This is a genomic window from Streptomyces sp. x-80, assembly GCF_046549095.1.
GTDB classification, from domain to species: domain Bacteria; phylum Actinomycetota; class Actinomycetes; order Streptomycetales; family Streptomycetaceae; genus Streptomyces; species Streptomyces celluloflavus.
Genome location: NZ_JAJPWM010000010.1, coordinates 1 through 13,527, shown reverse-complemented (window position 1 = coordinate 13,527; position 13,527 = coordinate 1). Strand labels below are relative to the sequence as shown.

The 13,527-nt window shown below is 71.9% G+C and carries 18 protein-coding genes and 1 pseudogene; 13 read left to right on the top strand and 6 right to left on the bottom strand.

The annotated features are described in order from the left end of the window. Positions 1 to 87: 87 nt before the first annotated feature. The 5 genes from ACLJWH_RS21165 to ACLJWH_RS21145 all read left to right on the top strand — a co-directional run bounded on the left by ACLJWH_RS21165 (position 88) and on the right by ACLJWH_RS21145 (position 5,096). Complete coding sequence (locus tag ACLJWH_RS21165) at positions 88 to 525, top strand: GPW/gp25 family protein (RefSeq protein ID WP_411143301.1); 438 nt, start codon at positions 88 to 90, stop codon at positions 523 to 525. After that, positions 525 to 2,480 (top strand): putative baseplate assembly protein, encoded by a 1,956-nt coding sequence (locus ACLJWH_RS21160; protein ID WP_411143300.1) that lies wholly within the window; start codon positions 525 to 527, stop codon positions 2,478 to 2,480. The genes ACLJWH_RS21165 and ACLJWH_RS21160 overlap by 1 nt, the downstream gene beginning before the upstream one ends. After that, complete coding sequence (locus ACLJWH_RS21155) at positions 2,477 to 3,139, top strand: phage tail protein (protein WP_411143299.1); 663 nt, start codon at positions 2,477 to 2,479, stop codon at positions 3,137 to 3,139. The genes ACLJWH_RS21160 and ACLJWH_RS21155 overlap by 4 nt, the downstream gene beginning before the upstream one ends. A gap of 2 nt (positions 3,140 to 3,141) precedes the next feature. Next, positions 3,142 to 4,485: an NADase-type glycan-binding domain-containing protein gene (locus tag ACLJWH_RS21150; RefSeq protein WP_411143298.1), complete on the top strand. Its 1,344-nt coding sequence runs from the start codon at positions 3,142 to 3,144 to the stop codon at positions 4,483 to 4,485. Between the two features lie 80 nt (positions 4,486 to 4,565). Further along, positions 4,566 to 5,096: a DinB family protein gene (locus tag ACLJWH_RS21145; protein WP_411143297.1), complete on the top strand. Its 531-nt coding sequence runs from the start codon at positions 4,566 to 4,568 to the stop codon at positions 5,094 to 5,096. Between the two features lie 12 nt (positions 5,097 to 5,108). Here the strand turns inward: ACLJWH_RS21145 and ACLJWH_RS21140 are convergent, their stop codons facing one another. Beyond that, complete coding sequence (locus tag ACLJWH_RS21140; protein WP_411143296.1) at positions 5,109 to 5,540, bottom strand: ATP-binding protein; 432 nt, start codon at positions 5,538 to 5,540, stop codon at positions 5,109 to 5,111. Continuing rightward, entirely contained in the window at positions 5,537 to 5,791 is a 255-nt protein-coding gene (locus ACLJWH_RS21135) for a hypothetical protein (RefSeq protein ID WP_411143295.1), read from the bottom strand. The genes ACLJWH_RS21140 and ACLJWH_RS21135 overlap by 4 nt, the downstream gene beginning before the upstream one ends. A 112-nt stretch (positions 5,792 to 5,903) precedes the next feature. On the opposite strand from ACLJWH_RS21135, the gene ACLJWH_RS21130 reads away from it, so the two are divergent. The 3 genes from ACLJWH_RS21130 to ACLJWH_RS21120 all read left to right on the top strand — a co-directional run bounded on the left by ACLJWH_RS21130 (position 5,904) and on the right by ACLJWH_RS21120 (position 8,146). Next, the gene (locus ACLJWH_RS21130; protein ID WP_411143294.1) at positions 5,904 to 6,779 is read left to right on the top strand and encodes a helix-turn-helix domain-containing protein; all 876 of its coding nucleotides are present in this window, start codon (positions 5,904 to 5,906) and stop codon (positions 6,777 to 6,779) included. Beyond that, positions 6,736 to 7,119 (top strand): DUF397 domain-containing protein, encoded by a 384-nt coding sequence (locus ACLJWH_RS21125; protein WP_411143293.1) that lies wholly within the window; start codon positions 6,736 to 6,738, stop codon positions 7,117 to 7,119. The genes ACLJWH_RS21130 and ACLJWH_RS21125 overlap by 44 nt, the downstream gene beginning before the upstream one ends. Before the next feature lie 214 nt (positions 7,120 to 7,333). Beyond that, positions 7,334 to 8,146 (top strand): heparin lyase I family protein, encoded by an 813-nt coding sequence (locus tag ACLJWH_RS21120; protein WP_411143292.1) that lies wholly within the window; start codon positions 7,334 to 7,336, stop codon positions 8,144 to 8,146. Between the two features lie 14 nt (positions 8,147 to 8,160). On the opposite strand, the gene ACLJWH_RS21115 is transcribed toward ACLJWH_RS21120, so the two are convergent. Then, positions 8,161 to 8,304, bottom strand: coding sequence for a hypothetical protein (locus tag ACLJWH_RS21115; RefSeq protein WP_411143291.1), 144 nt, complete (start codon positions 8,302 to 8,304; stop codon positions 8,161 to 8,163). A 74-nt stretch (positions 8,305 to 8,378) separates the two neighbouring features. Between ACLJWH_RS21115 and ACLJWH_RS21110 the strand changes: the two are divergent. Together ACLJWH_RS21110 and ACLJWH_RS21105 are read left to right on the top strand one after the other, a co-directional pair. Beyond that, positions 8,379 to 8,501 (top strand): annotated as a pseudogene (locus tag ACLJWH_RS21110) (XRE family transcriptional regulator); the annotation flags it as partial. A gap of 88 nt (positions 8,502 to 8,589) precedes the next feature. Continuing rightward, on the top strand, positions 8,590 to 8,817 hold the full coding sequence (locus ACLJWH_RS21105) for a DUF397 domain-containing protein (RefSeq protein WP_411143290.1): 228 nt from the start codon (positions 8,590 to 8,592) through the stop codon (positions 8,815 to 8,817). Between the two features lie 82 nt (positions 8,818 to 8,899). Here the strand turns inward: ACLJWH_RS21105 and ACLJWH_RS21100 are convergent, their stop codons facing one another. Together ACLJWH_RS21100 and ACLJWH_RS21095 are read right to left on the bottom strand one after the other, a co-directional pair. Next, complete coding sequence (locus ACLJWH_RS21100; protein WP_411143289.1) at positions 8,900 to 9,250, bottom strand: hypothetical protein; 351 nt, start codon at positions 9,248 to 9,250, stop codon at positions 8,900 to 8,902. A gap of 486 nt (positions 9,251 to 9,736) precedes the next feature. Next, positions 9,737 to 10,522, bottom strand: coding sequence for a DUF4232 domain-containing protein (locus ACLJWH_RS21095; protein WP_411143288.1), 786 nt, complete (start codon positions 10,520 to 10,522; stop codon positions 9,737 to 9,739). A gap of 435 nt (positions 10,523 to 10,957) precedes the next feature. Here ACLJWH_RS21095 and ACLJWH_RS21090 point away from each other — a divergent pair, with 435 nt between their 5' ends. After that, positions 10,958 to 11,695: a VOC family protein gene (locus tag ACLJWH_RS21090; protein WP_411143287.1), complete on the top strand. Its 738-nt coding sequence runs from the start codon at positions 10,958 to 10,960 to the stop codon at positions 11,693 to 11,695. A gap of 407 nt (positions 11,696 to 12,102) precedes the next feature. Here the strand turns inward: ACLJWH_RS21090 and ACLJWH_RS21085 are convergent, their stop codons facing one another. Beyond that, positions 12,103 to 12,309 carry a hypothetical protein gene (locus ACLJWH_RS21085; RefSeq protein WP_411143286.1) on the bottom strand — a complete coding sequence of 69 codons (207 nt, stop codon included), beginning with the start codon at positions 12,307 to 12,309 and terminating at the stop codon, positions 12,103 to 12,105. Between the two features lie 179 nt (positions 12,310 to 12,488). Between ACLJWH_RS21085 and ACLJWH_RS21080 the strand changes: the two genes are divergently transcribed. Both ACLJWH_RS21080 and ACLJWH_RS21075 read left to right on the top strand, forming a co-directional pair. After that, positions 12,489 to 12,995: a hypothetical protein gene (locus tag ACLJWH_RS21080; protein WP_411143285.1), complete on the top strand. Its 507-nt coding sequence runs from the start codon at positions 12,489 to 12,491 to the stop codon at positions 12,993 to 12,995. Then, positions 12,992 to 13,366, top strand: coding sequence for a transcriptional regulator (locus ACLJWH_RS21075; RefSeq protein ID WP_411143284.1), 375 nt, complete (start codon positions 12,992 to 12,994; stop codon positions 13,364 to 13,366). Before ACLJWH_RS21080 ends, ACLJWH_RS21075 begins: the two co-directional genes overlap by 4 nt. Positions 13,367 to 13,527: the final 161 nt, after the last annotated feature.

Sequence of the window (13,527 nt, the reverse complement as noted above, 5' to 3'; positions counted from 1 at the left end):
ACCGGCGTGGCGAAGTGGCGACGCAGCGAGTAGCGAAGTGGCAGCGCGGGGGAATGGCGGGTCGAGGAGCAGTGGGAAGCGTGGGACATGAGTGAGCATTTCGTCGGCGCGGGGTGGGCCTTTCCGCTGCGTACGGACGCGGGCGGCGGGATCGCGCTGGCCCGCCGGGAGCGGGAGATCGAGGAGTCCATCCGGCTGGTGCTGGCCACCGCGCCCGGCGAGCGCCCGATGCGGCCCGAATTCGGCTGTGCCGTCCACGACATGGTCTTCGCGCCGGTCAACGAGGCGACGGCGGGCCGCATCCGCTACGAGGTGCGCTCCTCACTCGACCGCTGGGAGCCGCGCATCGAGGTCCTGGACGTCGAGGTGAGCCCGGCGCCCGAGGACCCGTCCGTCCTCTTCATCGATGTGACCTACGCCGTGCGCGGCACCAACAACCCGCGCAGCCTGGTCTTTCCCTTCTACGTGATCCCGTCCTCCGGAGAGTCCGCCACCGGGTCCCCGGCAACCGAAAGCGATCTGTGATGGCTCTGCCCGCCCCCCACCTCGACGACCGGCGCTTCCAGCAGTTCGTCGACGACGCCAAGCGCTACATCCAGCAGCGCTGTCCGGAGTGGACCGACCACAACGTCTCCGACCCGGGCGTCACCCTGATCGAGGCCGTGGCCCACATGGCCGACCAGCTCGTCTACCGGCTCAACCGGGTGCCGGAGAAGAACCAGCTGGCCTTCCTGGACCTGCTGGGCATCACCCTCTTCCCGCCGTCGGCGGCCCGCGCCGAGGTGACCTTCCGGCTCTCCGCGCCGCAGCCCGAACCGGTCGTCCTGCCCGCCGGTACGGAGGTGGCCACCAGCCGCACCGAGACCGAGGAGGCGGTGGCCTTCGCGACGGACGAGAACCTGACCGTCGTGCCCTGCGAACTCTCCGCCGTACTGCGCCAGGAGTCCGGGGCCGCCCCCGAGGACCGGGGCCAGGACGTCTTCGGCGGCCGCGATGTGCCCGCCTTCGCGGCCGCGCCGCAACCCGGCGACACCCTGCTCTTCGGGCTGTCGGCGGCGGTGCCCCGGTGCATCGCCGTACTGCGGCTGGACAGCCGGGTGGACGGTGTCGGCGTCGACCCGCGTCAGCCGCCGCTCGTCTGGGAGGCGTGGACGGCGGACGGCTGGACCGCCTGCGAGGTGGACGAGGACTCCACCGGCGGCCTGAACCGGCCCGGCGAGGTCGTGCTGCACGTCCCCGCCGGCCACACCGTCTCCCGCGTCGGCCGGACCGACGGCGGCTGGCTGCGCTGCCGGGTCGTGGCCGCCGTCCCCGGCCAGCCCTTCTACAGCAACTCCCCGACCGTACGGGCCGCTTCCGCGTTCACCATCGGCGGGACGACACCCGCCACCCACGCCGAATCCGTACGCGACGAGCCGCTGGGCGAATCGGCGGGCGTGCCCGGTCAGCGGCTGCGCCTGGCGCACGCCCCGGTCGTCGCGGGCCACCCGCCGCTGCTGCTGGAGATCTCCTCGGGCGAGGGCTGGGAGCCGTGGGAGGTGGTCTCCGACTTCGCCTCCTCCGGCCCCGGCGACCGGCACCTCACCCTGGACGCCGCCACCGGGGAGGTCGCCTTCGGCCCCTCCGTACGCCTGCCGGACGGCTCCATGGCGCAGTACGGGGCCGTACCGCCCAAGGGCAGCGCCATCCGGGCGACGCACTACCGCACGGGCGGCGGGCGCACCGGCAATGTGGCGCGCGGCGCGATCCAGGTGCTGCGCAGCTCCATCCCGTACATCGCCGCGGTGGAGAACCGCGAGGCGGCGCGCGGCGGGGTGGACGGCGAGACGGTGCGCGAGGCCAAGGTGCGGGCGCCCATCGCACTGCGCGCCCAGGAGCGTGCGGTAACCGCGCGCGACTACGAGGAACTGGCCCGCCGCGCCGCCCCCGAGGCCGCCCGCATCTGCTGCCTGTCGGTGGACACCCCGCAGGCCGGGGAGAACGCGGTACGGGTGCTGGTCGTCCCGCAGGCCGTGGCCGACCGGGACGGCCGGCTGCGCTTCGAGCAGCTGGTCCCCGGGGACGAACTGCTGGACCGCGTCACCTCCTTCCTCGACGAGCGCCGCCCCCTGGGCACCCGGCTCGCCGTCGGCCCGCCCTTCTACCAGGGCGTCACGGTCGTCGCGACGCTGCACTCCTTCCGGGCGGCGAAGGCCGAGCGGGTACGGACCGAGGCGCTGGACGCCCTGTACGCCTATCTGGACCCGCTGACCGGCGGGGCGCACGGGACGGGCTGGCCGTTCGGCCGCCCGCTGCACTCCGGCGAGATCTTCGCCGCACTGCAACGGGTCCCCGGTGTGGAACTCGTCGACGAGGTCCTGCTGCACCCGGCCGACCCCCTCACCGGCCGCCGCGGCGACGCCACCGACCGCCTCGACCTCGACCCGTCGGCGCTGCTGTTCCCGTTCGACCACCGCATCCGTGTGATCGAGGCCCGATGACCACGCCGTCCCTCTCCTTCTCGAAGGCCACGACGGGCACCCAGGCCCCGCCCTCGTACCGCGGGTCCGTCCCGGACCTCCCCTCCGTGCACCCGCTCGGCGACCAGCTCCCCGGGGTCTACGCCGACGACGACTTCGCCCAGCGGTTCGTCGAGGGCCTGGACGTGGTGCTGGCGCCGCTGTTCAACGTGCTGGACTGCCTGGACGCCTACTTCATGCCCTCGCTCGCCCCCGAGGACTTCGTCGACTGGCTGGCGACCTGGGTCGGCGCGGAACTGGAGGGCACCGAGGCGCTGCCCGTCCGCCGCTACGCGGTGGCCACCGCGGTGGGGCTGCACCGGCTGCGCGGCACCTCCCAGGGTCTGCGCGGCGCCCTCCAACTGGCCTTCGGGGTAACCCCCGAGATCACCGAGAGCGGCGGCGCCACCTGGTCGGCGCGCCCCCTCGGCGGCTTCCCCGGCTCACCCCGCCCCGGCCTCCATGTCACCCTCCGGGTGTCCGACCCGGCCACCGTGGACACCCATCGGGTACGCGCGGTGGTCGCGGCGGCCCGCCCCGCCCATCTCCCCTTCACGGTGGAGGTGACGGGCCCGGCGGCCGCACCGCCGCCGCATGCCCCCGCTTCCCCGCCCGCCCCCTCTGCCCCGGAAGGGATCTGACCATGACCGCCCCCACCACGGCCTGCCCGGACTGCGGCACGCCCGCCCGCCAGACGGGCCAGTCCTTCTGCGACTCCTGCGGCGCCTTCCTCCGCTGGGACACCCCGGCCGGTGCCCGCCCCGGGACGGGCCCCGCACCCGCGGCGGCCCCCGGCGCCGCACCGGGACCGGCGGACGACGACCCGACCCTGCCGATCCCCGCCACACCCGCCACCGACCATCCCACCCCGCCCCAGGGCACACCGCTGCCGTCCGCCGCCGCGCTCCCGGACGGCTCCCCGTCCTTCGGCCCGCCGCAGGGCTTCGGCCCGCCGCCGTCCTACGGCCCCCCGCCGGCCACCGACCCCCGGCAGGGATACGGCGCCGCCGGTGGCCCCGGGGGCGCCCCGGCCACCGGCCCCGCACCCGGTCCGGCAACCGGCTACCCCGGCTACCCCAGCCCCACCGCCCCGGCCGCCTCCGGCCCCCACCCCGAAGAACCGCCCGCGCCCGGGTCCCGCCCCAGCGACACCGCCGTCCGCGCCCTGCTCGTCCCCGTACCGGAGGCGAGCCCCGCCGCACCGCCCCAGGCACCCGGCACGGTCCTGCCCGGCCGCCCCGAGGCCGCCCGCCCGCAGGTGCGGACGCCGCACGCGGCCGTCGGTCCCGAGCAGGGCCCGCCCTGCCCCGGCTGCGGAACCCCGAACGCACCACGGCGCTACTTCTGCCGCAGCTGCACCAGCCTCCTCAAGGACCGCGGGGAGATCCCCGCCGAGGGCCCCTACGCGGGCCAGCGGCCCCGGCTCGCCCGCGGCCGGTCCCGCTGGATCGTCCGCGTGGCGGTGGCCGCCGGGGTGGCGGCCCTGGTGGTCGGCGGCATCTTCGGCGGACCGCCCGCCGCACGGGCCGTCCAGGACCATTTCGCCAAGCGGGTCCCCGTACACCCCACGACCTGGAAAGCCTCGCACTCCGACGCGAAGCAGGGCCCGGACCGCGCCTTCGACGGATACGCCAACACCTGGTGGGGGACGGGCTATTCGGGGAGCGCCGCCGGCCAGTGGCTCGAAGCGGGCTTCGGCCAGCCCACCGACCTGCTCGCCCTCCTGATCACCCCCGGCACCTCACCGCGCGCCGCCCAGGCCGCCGCCCAGGCCCGGCCCCAGGAGTTCGACCTGATCGTCACCGACTCGGCGGGCAAGGCGTACACCTCGCACCACCGGATCAACGACGGCGGTGTGCAGCGGCTCGACGTCCGCGTACGGGACGCGACGACCGTACGGCTGGTGCTGCGCTCCGCGTACGGCGCCACCGGCAACAAGCAAGTGGCCATCGCGGAACTGGAGTTCTTCGGCCGCTCGGCCACGTAGCCCGCGGCCCGGCACCGGGCACCGGGCACCGGGCACCGGGCACCGGGGCGATTGTCAGTGGCGGCTGGGACGCTGTCCCCATGACCACCACCGGCACGACCACCACGGACGATCGCCCCGTCCCGCCCATGACCGCCGACGAGCGCACCACCCTCGAATCCTGGCTCGACTTCCACCGCGCCACCCTCGCCGCGAAATGCGCCGGGCTGGACGACGCGGCAGCCAGGACGCTCTCCGCCGCCCCCTCCCCGATCACCCTGCTCGGCCTGGTCGAGCACCTGGCGGAGGTGGAGCGGACCTGGTTCCGGCGCGTCCTCACGGGCGCCGATCTGCCGACCGTACGCGGCGCCGCCTTCGACCCCACGGTGGCCGACGGCGGCTTCACACCCCCGGCCGACGCCACCCTCGCCGGGACGCTGGCCCTGTGGCAGGAGGAGGTCCGCGCCTCGCGGGCGGCCGCCGCGCACATCCCTCTAGACACCACCGGGGACTTCGGGGGCACCCCGGTCTCCCTGCGCTGGATCTACGTCCACATGATCGAGGAATACGCCCGCCACAACGGCCACGCCGACCTGATCCGGGAACGGATCGACGGCCTGACGGGCGTATGAGACGCCCCGGCATCACCCGCCCGCGAGCACACACCAGACGGTCTTGCCCGCCACCCCCTGCCGCACGCCCCAGCACAGGGCGAGCGCGTCCAGCAGCGCTATCCCCCGCCCGGATTCGTCGTCACCGGCCGCCTGCCGGAGCACGGGCAGGGCACGCGGATCGGGGTCGGTGACCTCCACCCACGTACGGCCGTCCCCGCTCCCCGAGACGCGGACGGTGACGGTGACGGGGGTGCCCTCCCCCAGGTGCCGGATCACATTGCTGAGTATTTCGCTGACACAGAGCTGCACATCGGCACAGGGCCCGCCCAGGTACTCGCGCACGGCGTGCCGCAGCGCGGGCACTTCCTTGGGAAACGCGAGCAGTTCGACGGTCAGCGGCCGCAGCGGGGCGGACGGCGCGGCCGGGGCGGAGGGTGCGGGTGGCTGGGGCGGCGGTGTCACCGGATGGCCGCCCGGACGAGCACCTCGGTCAGCCGCTGCGCGGTCTCCGCGTTGCAGTTGCCGAGCGCGACCAGCGGCGTGCTCCAACCGCCCGCGAAGGACGGCAGATCGACACCGAGCGACGGCAGCGTGATGCCGTTCGCCGCCAGCGCCGCCCGGAGCCGTCCGACGCAGTCGGGGACGTCGGGATGGTGATCGTGATCGTGATCTTGGCCGTGAGCCTGGGCGTGGGTGTGGTGACGGTCGGACATGGGGTGTATGCCTCCCTGTGCGCATTGTGACGAAACGCTCACAGAGTGCCGTGACGCGGCGTAGCGTGAAAGGGTTTCGGACTCCACCGCGCGACCCGTGGAACGGTGAACCATGCCCGCACGCAAAGACATTGACGGCTCCGTGAGCGTCCCCGCCTTCTACGGCAAGGAACTGCGCTGGAAGCGGGAGGCGGCGGGCCTCACTCTCCAGGCGACCGTCGCGAACAGCTTCTACGCGCCGAGCTATCTGAGCGAGATCGAGCGCGGCACGCGCCGGATGCCACTGAGGCTGGCTATCCATGTGGACCGGGTACTGGCGACAGACGGCTACTTCGAACGGTGCTGCAAAGACGTGCAGAAGGCGAAGCGGGGCGGACACGCGGAGTACTTCGCGGACGTCGCGGAGATGGAACAGCACGCGGAGACCATCGAGGAATGGGCGCCGATGCTCGTGCCGGGCCTGTTGCAGACCGAGGCGTACGCGAGGTCGATCGTGCGAGCGGCCATGCCCCGGGCCTCCGGCAAGGAGGTCGAGGAGAAGGTGAACGCCCGGCTGTCACGGGCGGAACTCTTCGACGGGGAGGACCCTCCCGAGTTCTGGGCGATCCTGGACGAACCACTGCTGCGTCGTCGAGTGCTCCCCGCGGAGCGGATGGCTGAGCAGTTGGAGCACATCGCGGACGTGGTCAAGACCACCCATTCCATTCTCCAAGTCGTTCCGGAAACCAGCGCCGCCCACCCCTTCATGATGGGCATGGCCAAGCTCATGACCTTCACGGATGCCCCTCCAGTGGCGTACACCGAGAGCCTGCACAGTGGCCAGCTCATCGACTATCCGGCGCTCGTGAAGGAGTACCGCCAGTCGTACGATCTGCTCAGGGCCGCCGCACTGTCACCTGAGGCGTCCCTGGCCCTGATCCAGGAAGCGGCGGAGGACCATCGAAATGGCAAGGACCGAGATCGACTTGGGCACCGCACAGTGGCGTAAGAGCAGCCACAGCAACGGCACCGGGGGCGACTGCATCGAGGTCGCCGAGGGGTTCGTTGGGGCAGCCCACTGGCGCAAGAGCAGCCACAGCAATGGCGACGGCGGCGACTGCGTCGAAGTGGCAGAAGGCTTCCTCGGTGCCGCCCACTGGCGCAAGAGCAGCCACAGCAATGGCGACGGCGGTAACTGCGTCGAGGTCGCCGACGACCTCCCCGGCATCGTCCCCGTCCGGGACTCCAAGAACCCGGGCGGCCCGGTGGTCGTCATCCCCGCCCCCGCGTGGAACTCCTTCGTCACGGCCGTCAAAACCGGTGCGGCCACCGGCATTCACCGGTCGTGACGGGACGGGGGCCGTCGCGCACCCCGCGTACGGCGTGAAGTCTCAGGTCCTGGAGAATCGCTGAGCGGGCAAGGACCCCGCTCAGCGGACCACCCGGTCCACACCCCCGTTCACTTTCCGCAGATTTCACAAGCGGTTGGGTGTACATCCGGCCAGTGGTCCCGCCACACTTCCTGCTTCCAGCCGCAAGGTCCCCATGGCCACAAGGAGTCAGATGTCTCGCGCCCGAGAAACCCGCAAGTCACCACGGAAAACGGTGGTGACCGTCGGGCTACTGGCGGGTCTGACCACCGCCGTCGCCGCCCTGGCATGGCCGGCCGCGGCGGGCCCCGCCGACGCCAAAGGCACGTCCCAGGCGGCACCGGCCAACGGCCCAGGCGTCACCAACTCGTCCGCACCGAGCGGCAAGGTGCTGTGGACCCCGGACATCAAGGCCGGTCCCGCCACGTTCCCCAGCGTCCAGTGCGCCAAAGGCAACTTCGGGGTGGCGAGCGACGCGGTCAAGGGCAAAGTCTGGCGCGCCCGCCAGGCCGGCGGCCAGGAGCGTTGCGAGGTGGTCGGCCCGACCCTGAAGTCCGGCAGCACCTTCTACTTGGGCTGGTCGTCCAAGGTCGACATCCGGGACAACAACAGCCGTTACGTCTTCCAGCTGAAGTGCAGCCCGAGCAGCGGCACGGCGAACCACCCCATCGAGCTGGACGCCACCAATGGCCGCATCCGCCTCCAGTCGTGGACCTACAAACACGTCGCGGTACCGCTGTGGAGCGCCCCGGTCAAGAACGGCGAATGGCACTCCTACGCCCTGAAGATCCACGCGGGCCGCACCGACGGAACCATCGAGCTGTGGTTCGACGGTGTGAAGCAGAAGTTCGCCAACGGCGCGACGCAGTACACCGGCACCACCTACGACGGCACCTCCGACTACCTCAAGTGGGGCTCGTACCACCCGTCGACCGGCGACGCGACCAACTTGTTCACTTCGCCCCGTATGGCCACGACGCTGGCGGCGGCGACCGCCGGTTCCTGATTCCGGCCGACGCGTCACGACAGGACTTGCGGCCGTAGTCCGTCACGTCCCGCTGCGTCGGTCGTCGGGGTCTGCTGGACGGCGATGAGGGTGATGTCGTCGTCCAGCAGGCTGCCGATGTGGTCGGGTATGACGAGATGGCAGAGCAGCTTGCTCATATCGTTGCCGTAGCCCAGCGCCGTCGCTGCATTACACAGATCCTTACGTGCAATGCAGCAGCCCACCCCTTCATATGGGCGCCACATGGCACTTCACCTTCGACGACGCCCCACCCCTCATGTACACAGAGGGCAGGCACTCCGGCCAGGTCGTCGACGATCCGGCACTCGTGAAGGACTACAAGAAGGACTATGCGAAGTCTTACGGTCGGCTCCGAGCCACCGCGCTGTCGCCGCCGGAGGCTTCCCTCAAAAGGATCGGGCAAGCAGCGAAGGACGATGCAAATGGCAAGCATCCGCGTGGATTTGAGCGCTGCCACCTGGCGAAAGAGCAGCTACAGCAACGGCTCCGGTGGCAACTGCATCGAGGTCGCCGACGACCTCCCCGGCCTCGTCCCCGTCCGGGACTCCAAGAACCCGGACGGCCCGGTGCTCGTCATCCCCGCCCCCGCCTGGAACTCGTTCGTCACAGCCGTCAGGACCGGCGAGGCCACCGGACTCCGCCGGTCCTGACGGGTCAGGACGTCTCCGGTCCATCAATGACCTGAAGCAGCACGACCCGGCCGGGGCATACGCCCGCCAGGCGCGGGGGAGCTCAGCCCTCGCCGTTCCCGTCCGGCTGGCAGTCCTGGCCGAGGACCCACAGGGAGCCTTCGACCCAACCGGTGCGACACCGGTACGACTGACCGGTGTCGTGGTCGGCGATGGTGAAGTCGGAGATCGGGCCCCAGCGGTCGGAGTCGCAGTTCCGCCCGAACACGTCGGGCAGATCCGCGGCCACCTCGCCGCACCGGATCACCTCACCGGCCCGCGTCGCGGCACCGGCTGCGGTGTGCGACGAGGCGGCGGTGGCGGTCACCGGCGCGGCCGTGGCGAGGAACGCCGCGACGGCGCCGGCCGCCAGTGTGCGCAGGCCGGTCCGGCGTACTCGTGGTGATGCAGTCATGACGGTCTCTCCTTGCGGGATGGCCGGGCACCGGACGTGCCCGAACGGGCGTTGGCGCGGGTACGGGCAGCTGATCCGTCGGCCGTGGCGGCGCGACGCACCCGTTCTCGCTGGGCCGTTGACCCTGCTCTTGCCCTATCCCCAGGGGCAGTTGTGACCGCCGAAGATCGCGGCGGCCCACCGACGTCAATCGCGGACGGCCCACCGATGCCTTTCCCCGCCACCTACCGGGGAAGACGGACACACCGGCTAAACCATCCCTTCGTGCGCATAGTCGGACCATGTACGCCGGAACGGGCGGAGCGCGGCAGCCCTCGGGGGGGCGGCCCGGCGCCTGGGGCGCGGCTCCGTATCCGTACAGCGGAAAGTCCGCTGCCCCGGTGTGTGACACCGGGGCAGCGGACTCTCTCGGCAGAGCGTCGGCGGGACGGGTCCGCGCCGGGGTGGTCAACCGGGGTGGTCAGCCGGGGTGGTCAGCCGGGGTGGTCAGCCGATGGGGTTGACGAAGGTGGCGGGGTGGGTGGCGCCGCGCTGGTCGACGAGCTGGCCCCAGGGCCAGTCCAGGGTCAGCGAGGTGGTCTCGTTCGGCGGGGTGACGGCCACGAAGGCGGGCATCCAGAAGCCCTTGTCGTCGTCCTTGGCCAGGGCGACGTTGATCGTGAAGTCGGTGCTGTCCCCGGGCTTGAGGGTGATCGAGCCGTGCTTGGCCGACGAGCGAGCCAGCGACCAGCCCGCCGTGCCGTTCTCGGCCTTGAGGTCCACGCCCGGGAAGCCGCCGATCACGCAGGTGCGGCTGCCCTTGTTGGTCAGCACGATGCTGGTGGTCGTCGCGCCGTCCGCGCCCGGGTCCGGGACCGCGTCGCCGCCCATGGCGAACGCCGCCTTCAGCCCGGAGGTGTGGCAACGCTCGACACCCGAGGCCGCCCGGCCACCACCGGCGGCGGCGTGCCCGGTACCCGACTGCCTGCCCCCAGCGCTCACCTTGGTACCGGCCTGGGTGCCGGTCTTGGTGTCAGCCTTGGCATCGACCTTGGTGTCGGTCTTGGCGCCGGGGTCCGCCTGGGCGTCGGAGCCCTGCGCCCCGGCGGAGGAACCCGTGCCACCGGACTCGGCGGCGGGCACGCCCGTGTCCGTCTGGCCCGCGGCCTTCGTACCGGTGACGTCCAGGCCGGAGCAGGCGGTCAGGCTGAGCCCGGCGACTGCGGTCAGGGCCGCGACGGTGAGACGCAGGGTGCGGCGACGAGCGGTGCGGGCGGTGGCGTTGGAGCTCATTTCGGGTCCCCCAGGGGCAGTCGGTGTCGTTCTCTCCTCGGTACGACACCCACTCTGCTCGGCGCCACTATCGCCAGGCTGCCGCGCCCCTAACACCCGGCTAACACGGTTGCGGCCAAGCCCCACGGGGGCACCACACCGGGTGACATTCCCTGCGGCACGGAAGGAACCGGACCCGGCGGGAACGGGCAGGGGGCGGTCCCGTGCCGGGCCCGGAACCAGGACCCGGTGGCCCACGCGGCGAAGTTCGACGAGGTGCCGCCTGCCGCGGACGTCCGTAGCGTTCTGATGCAGCCACAGCGGGACACCGGTCCGGAACGGGGACTCCGCCGCCGAGACGGCGAGCCGAGCACTGCGGTTGGCGAGCGGGTCGAGCGCTGCTGGGCGACGGTAAAAGCGTTGTCGTGGCAGGGCGGTGTGCATAGGGTCGGCCGCATGGCGACACGGCTTGTTCAGATTGCGATGAATGCCCGGGACGACTCCGCGGTCGGCCGGTTCTGGGCGGAGGCGCTCGGCTGGGGCCTTGCCAGCGAGGGACCCGGCGTGACCAACATCGAACCCGTGGGCCTCGCCTATCCCGACCCCGTCGCCGTCTGCATCGACGTCCTTCGCGTCCCGGAACCCAAGACGACGAAGAACCGTGTGCACATCGACCTCGCCACCACCTCTGCGGCCCATCAGACAGAGCTGGTCGCGCGCCTCCAGGCGCTCGGCGCGACGCCCGCCGACGTGGGCCAGGGCGACGTGCCGTGGACGGTCCTGGCCGATCCGGAGGGCAACGAGTTCTGCGTACTGGAGCCGCGACCGGTCTACCGGGACACCGGGCCGATGGCCGCGGTGGCGGTCGACTGCGCGGATCCGCGGGCCATGGCCCGGTTCTGGGGCGAGGCGATGGACTGGACCCTGCACGAGGTGACCGACGATCACGCGGTGCTGCGCTCCGCCAAGAGTGTCGGCCCGTATCTGGAGTTCCTCCGCACCCCCGACGCGAAGACCGTGAAGAACCGCACCCATCTCGACCTCCGCCCGTACCCCGGTGACGATCAGGCGGCGGAGGCGGCCCGGCTGCGGACTCTCGGCGCCACCGACGTCGACCTCGGCCAGGGCGACGTGCCGTGGACGGTCCTGGCCGACCCGGAGGGCAACGAGTTCTGCCTCCTCACCCCGCACTGACACGGAGCCTCGACGACACCCCGGCACGTAAGCACAAGAGGGGCGCCAACCCAGGTGCTCGCCCCGCCGGCTGAAGCACCCGGCACCACTCGCCAAGCACCACGCCCATTCGCCTAGCACCACGCTGACTCGCCAAGCACCACGCTCACCCGCCAAGCACCACGCTGATTGGCCAAGCACCACGCTCACCCGCCAGGTAGGACGCTCGGTCACCACGCGGCCGCTTGCCGGAACCAAGAGCATCCGACAGGTCAGAGCCGAAGTGCCGCAGGGTGACACGCCCGGACTCGCTCCAGTCCCGCTCCAGTCCCGGTCCGGTCCCAGTCCGGCCACGAGCCCTGGACCGGTCGGCAGGTCGATCCAGCAGGACGATCCACCGGGCCGACCCGCCCGCCGAGCGGGCACGCCTACCGGGCGGGAACGCTCGCGCGGGCGAGTACGGACAGTTCGAACGGACGGAGCACGTCGGCGCGTTCCCACTCCGCGGGGTCCACCGTCTCGCGCTGCCGGACGTACTCAAGCGGCTGGAGCCGGTGCTCAAGCAGGAGGGCGTCCATGTGCTCGGTACTGAGGAAGGTCCGCCAGGGCTCACCCTGCTCGGCTGCCGCGGCCATGACCAGCTCCGCGTAGGACTGACCTGCCTCGTCGCGGAGTTTCGGCCGGCGAGGCCGGATACCGGGACACCATGGACTAGACTTTCCAAAATGGAAAGACCTTGAAAAGATGGCAATCACCAACCGGTGCCCGACAGCCGGCAGCCGGTCGTTTGTCTACGGAGGGCCAGGAACACCCGATGCCAGCGCAGGACAGCAACCCCACCGCACCGTCGAGCCCGGCCGCGCCGCCGGATGACGCGGACGCCGCCGCGCGCGCCCTGCGGGACGCCGGGGCGGCCCGGAACCGGGCCCAGCTCCAGGCGCAGCTCGTACCCGCCTGGTACGGACCGTCGGCCGCGGCCCTGCTGACGGCCTACAGCGTCGGTATGGGCCTGGCCCACGCCGACGGCACCGCCGGCCTGTGGACATGGGCAGGTCTCCCGGCCATCCTGCTCGGCCTCGGGCTCGCCCGGCTCCGCAAGCGGAGTACCGGCGTGCTGGTGGGGCCCTCCGGAGCGCGAAAGCGGGCAATCACCCTCACCGTGCTCGCAGTGGTCCTCCTGGTGTGGGGGTTGTGCCTGCTGCTCGGGCTCGGGGTCCCGGCCACCGTCGCGGTGACGGGCACGACGCTGGGGCTCGGCATCTGGGTCCACTCCGCGCGGCAGAACCTCACAGTCGAGCGGAAACTACGGGAACACGTATGACTCCCGGCGAACCGCCCACGGAGAGCCCGGCCCTCGACGCGACGTTCCGCCACCCCACCCGGCTGACCGTCGCGGCCTTCCTCTCCGCCTGTGACGAGGCCGAGTTCGGGACGGTGCGCGACTACTGCCAGGTATCCGACTCGGTCCTCAGCAAGGCCGCCTCGGCGCTGGAGGCCGTCGGATACCTCGACGTCCGCAAGGGCGCCGTCGGCAGCCGCTTCCGCACCTGGCTCTCCCTCACACCCACCGGACACGAGGCGCTGGCCCGGCATTTGGCGGCCCTCCAGGACATCGCGTCCGCGGCCCGGAGCGCCGGAGCGAGAGCGCGGCGCGAGGCGGCACCGCCCGCGTCACCGTCCCCCGGCGTATAACTCCCCGACGACGCCCCTGGTGCCCCTGGCACTGCTAGTGTGATGCGCCAGAAATTCTGATGGTTAGTTCTGCTCTGTTTGCTGCCTGTCGGCACCGACCTTGGTGAGGTAGTCGGCGAGGGAGCTGAGGATCTCGTCGGCGGTCTTGGTCCAGGTGAAGG

Bases quoted from the DNA above. Each gene is read 5' to 3' on its own strand.
- ACLJWH_RS21120 (WP_411143292.1), top strand. From the start codon at position 7,334: ATGTCTCGCGCCCGAGAAACCCGCAAGTCACCACGGAAAACGGTGGTG.
- ACLJWH_RS21160 (WP_411143300.1), top strand. From the start codon at position 525: ATGGCTCTGCCCGCCCCCCACCTCGACGACCGGCGCTTCCAGCAGTTC.
- ACLJWH_RS21165 (WP_411143301.1), top strand. From the start codon at position 88: ATGAGTGAGCATTTCGTCGGCGCGGGGTGGGCCTTTCCGCTGCGTACG.
- ACLJWH_RS21135 (WP_411143295.1), bottom strand. From the start codon at position 5,791: ATGTCCGACCGTCACCACACCCACGCCCAGGCTCACGGCCAAGATCAC.
- ACLJWH_RS21130 (WP_411143294.1), top strand. From the start codon at position 5,904: ATGCCCGCACGCAAAGACATTGACGGCTCCGTGAGCGTCCCCGCCTTC.
- ACLJWH_RS21080 (WP_411143285.1), top strand. From the start codon at position 12,489: ATGCCAGCGCAGGACAGCAACCCCACCGCACCGTCGAGCCCGGCCGCG.
- ACLJWH_RS21115 (WP_411143291.1), bottom strand. From the start codon at position 8,304: ATGAGCAAGCTGCTCTGCCATCTCGTCATACCCGACCACATCGGCAGC.
- ACLJWH_RS21155 (WP_411143299.1), top strand. From the start codon at position 2,477: ATGACCACGCCGTCCCTCTCCTTCTCGAAGGCCACGACGGGCACCCAG.
- ACLJWH_RS21100 (WP_411143289.1), bottom strand. From the start codon at position 9,250: ATGACTGCATCACCACGAGTACGCCGGACCGGCCTGCGCACACTGGCG.
- ACLJWH_RS21105 (WP_411143290.1), top strand. From the start codon at position 8,590: ATGGCAAGCATCCGCGTGGATTTGAGCGCTGCCACCTGGCGAAAGAGC.
- ACLJWH_RS21145 (WP_411143297.1), top strand. From the start codon at position 4,566: ATGACCACCACCGGCACGACCACCACGGACGATCGCCCCGTCCCGCCC.
- ACLJWH_RS21090 (WP_411143287.1), top strand. From the start codon at position 10,958: ATGGCGACACGGCTTGTTCAGATTGCGATGAATGCCCGGGACGACTCC.
- ACLJWH_RS21125 (WP_411143293.1), top strand. From the start codon at position 6,736: ATGGCAAGGACCGAGATCGACTTGGGCACCGCACAGTGGCGTAAGAGC.
- ACLJWH_RS21150 (WP_411143298.1), top strand. From the start codon at position 3,142: ATGACCGCCCCCACCACGGCCTGCCCGGACTGCGGCACGCCCGCCCGC.
- ACLJWH_RS21095 (WP_411143288.1), bottom strand. From the start codon at position 10,522: ATGAGCTCCAACGCCACCGCCCGCACCGCTCGTCGCCGCACCCTGCGT.
- ACLJWH_RS21085 (WP_411143286.1), bottom strand. From the start codon at position 12,309: ATGGCCGCGGCAGCCGAGCAGGGTGAGCCCTGGCGGACCTTCCTCAGT.
- ACLJWH_RS21075 (WP_411143284.1), top strand. From the start codon at position 12,992: ATGACTCCCGGCGAACCGCCCACGGAGAGCCCGGCCCTCGACGCGACG.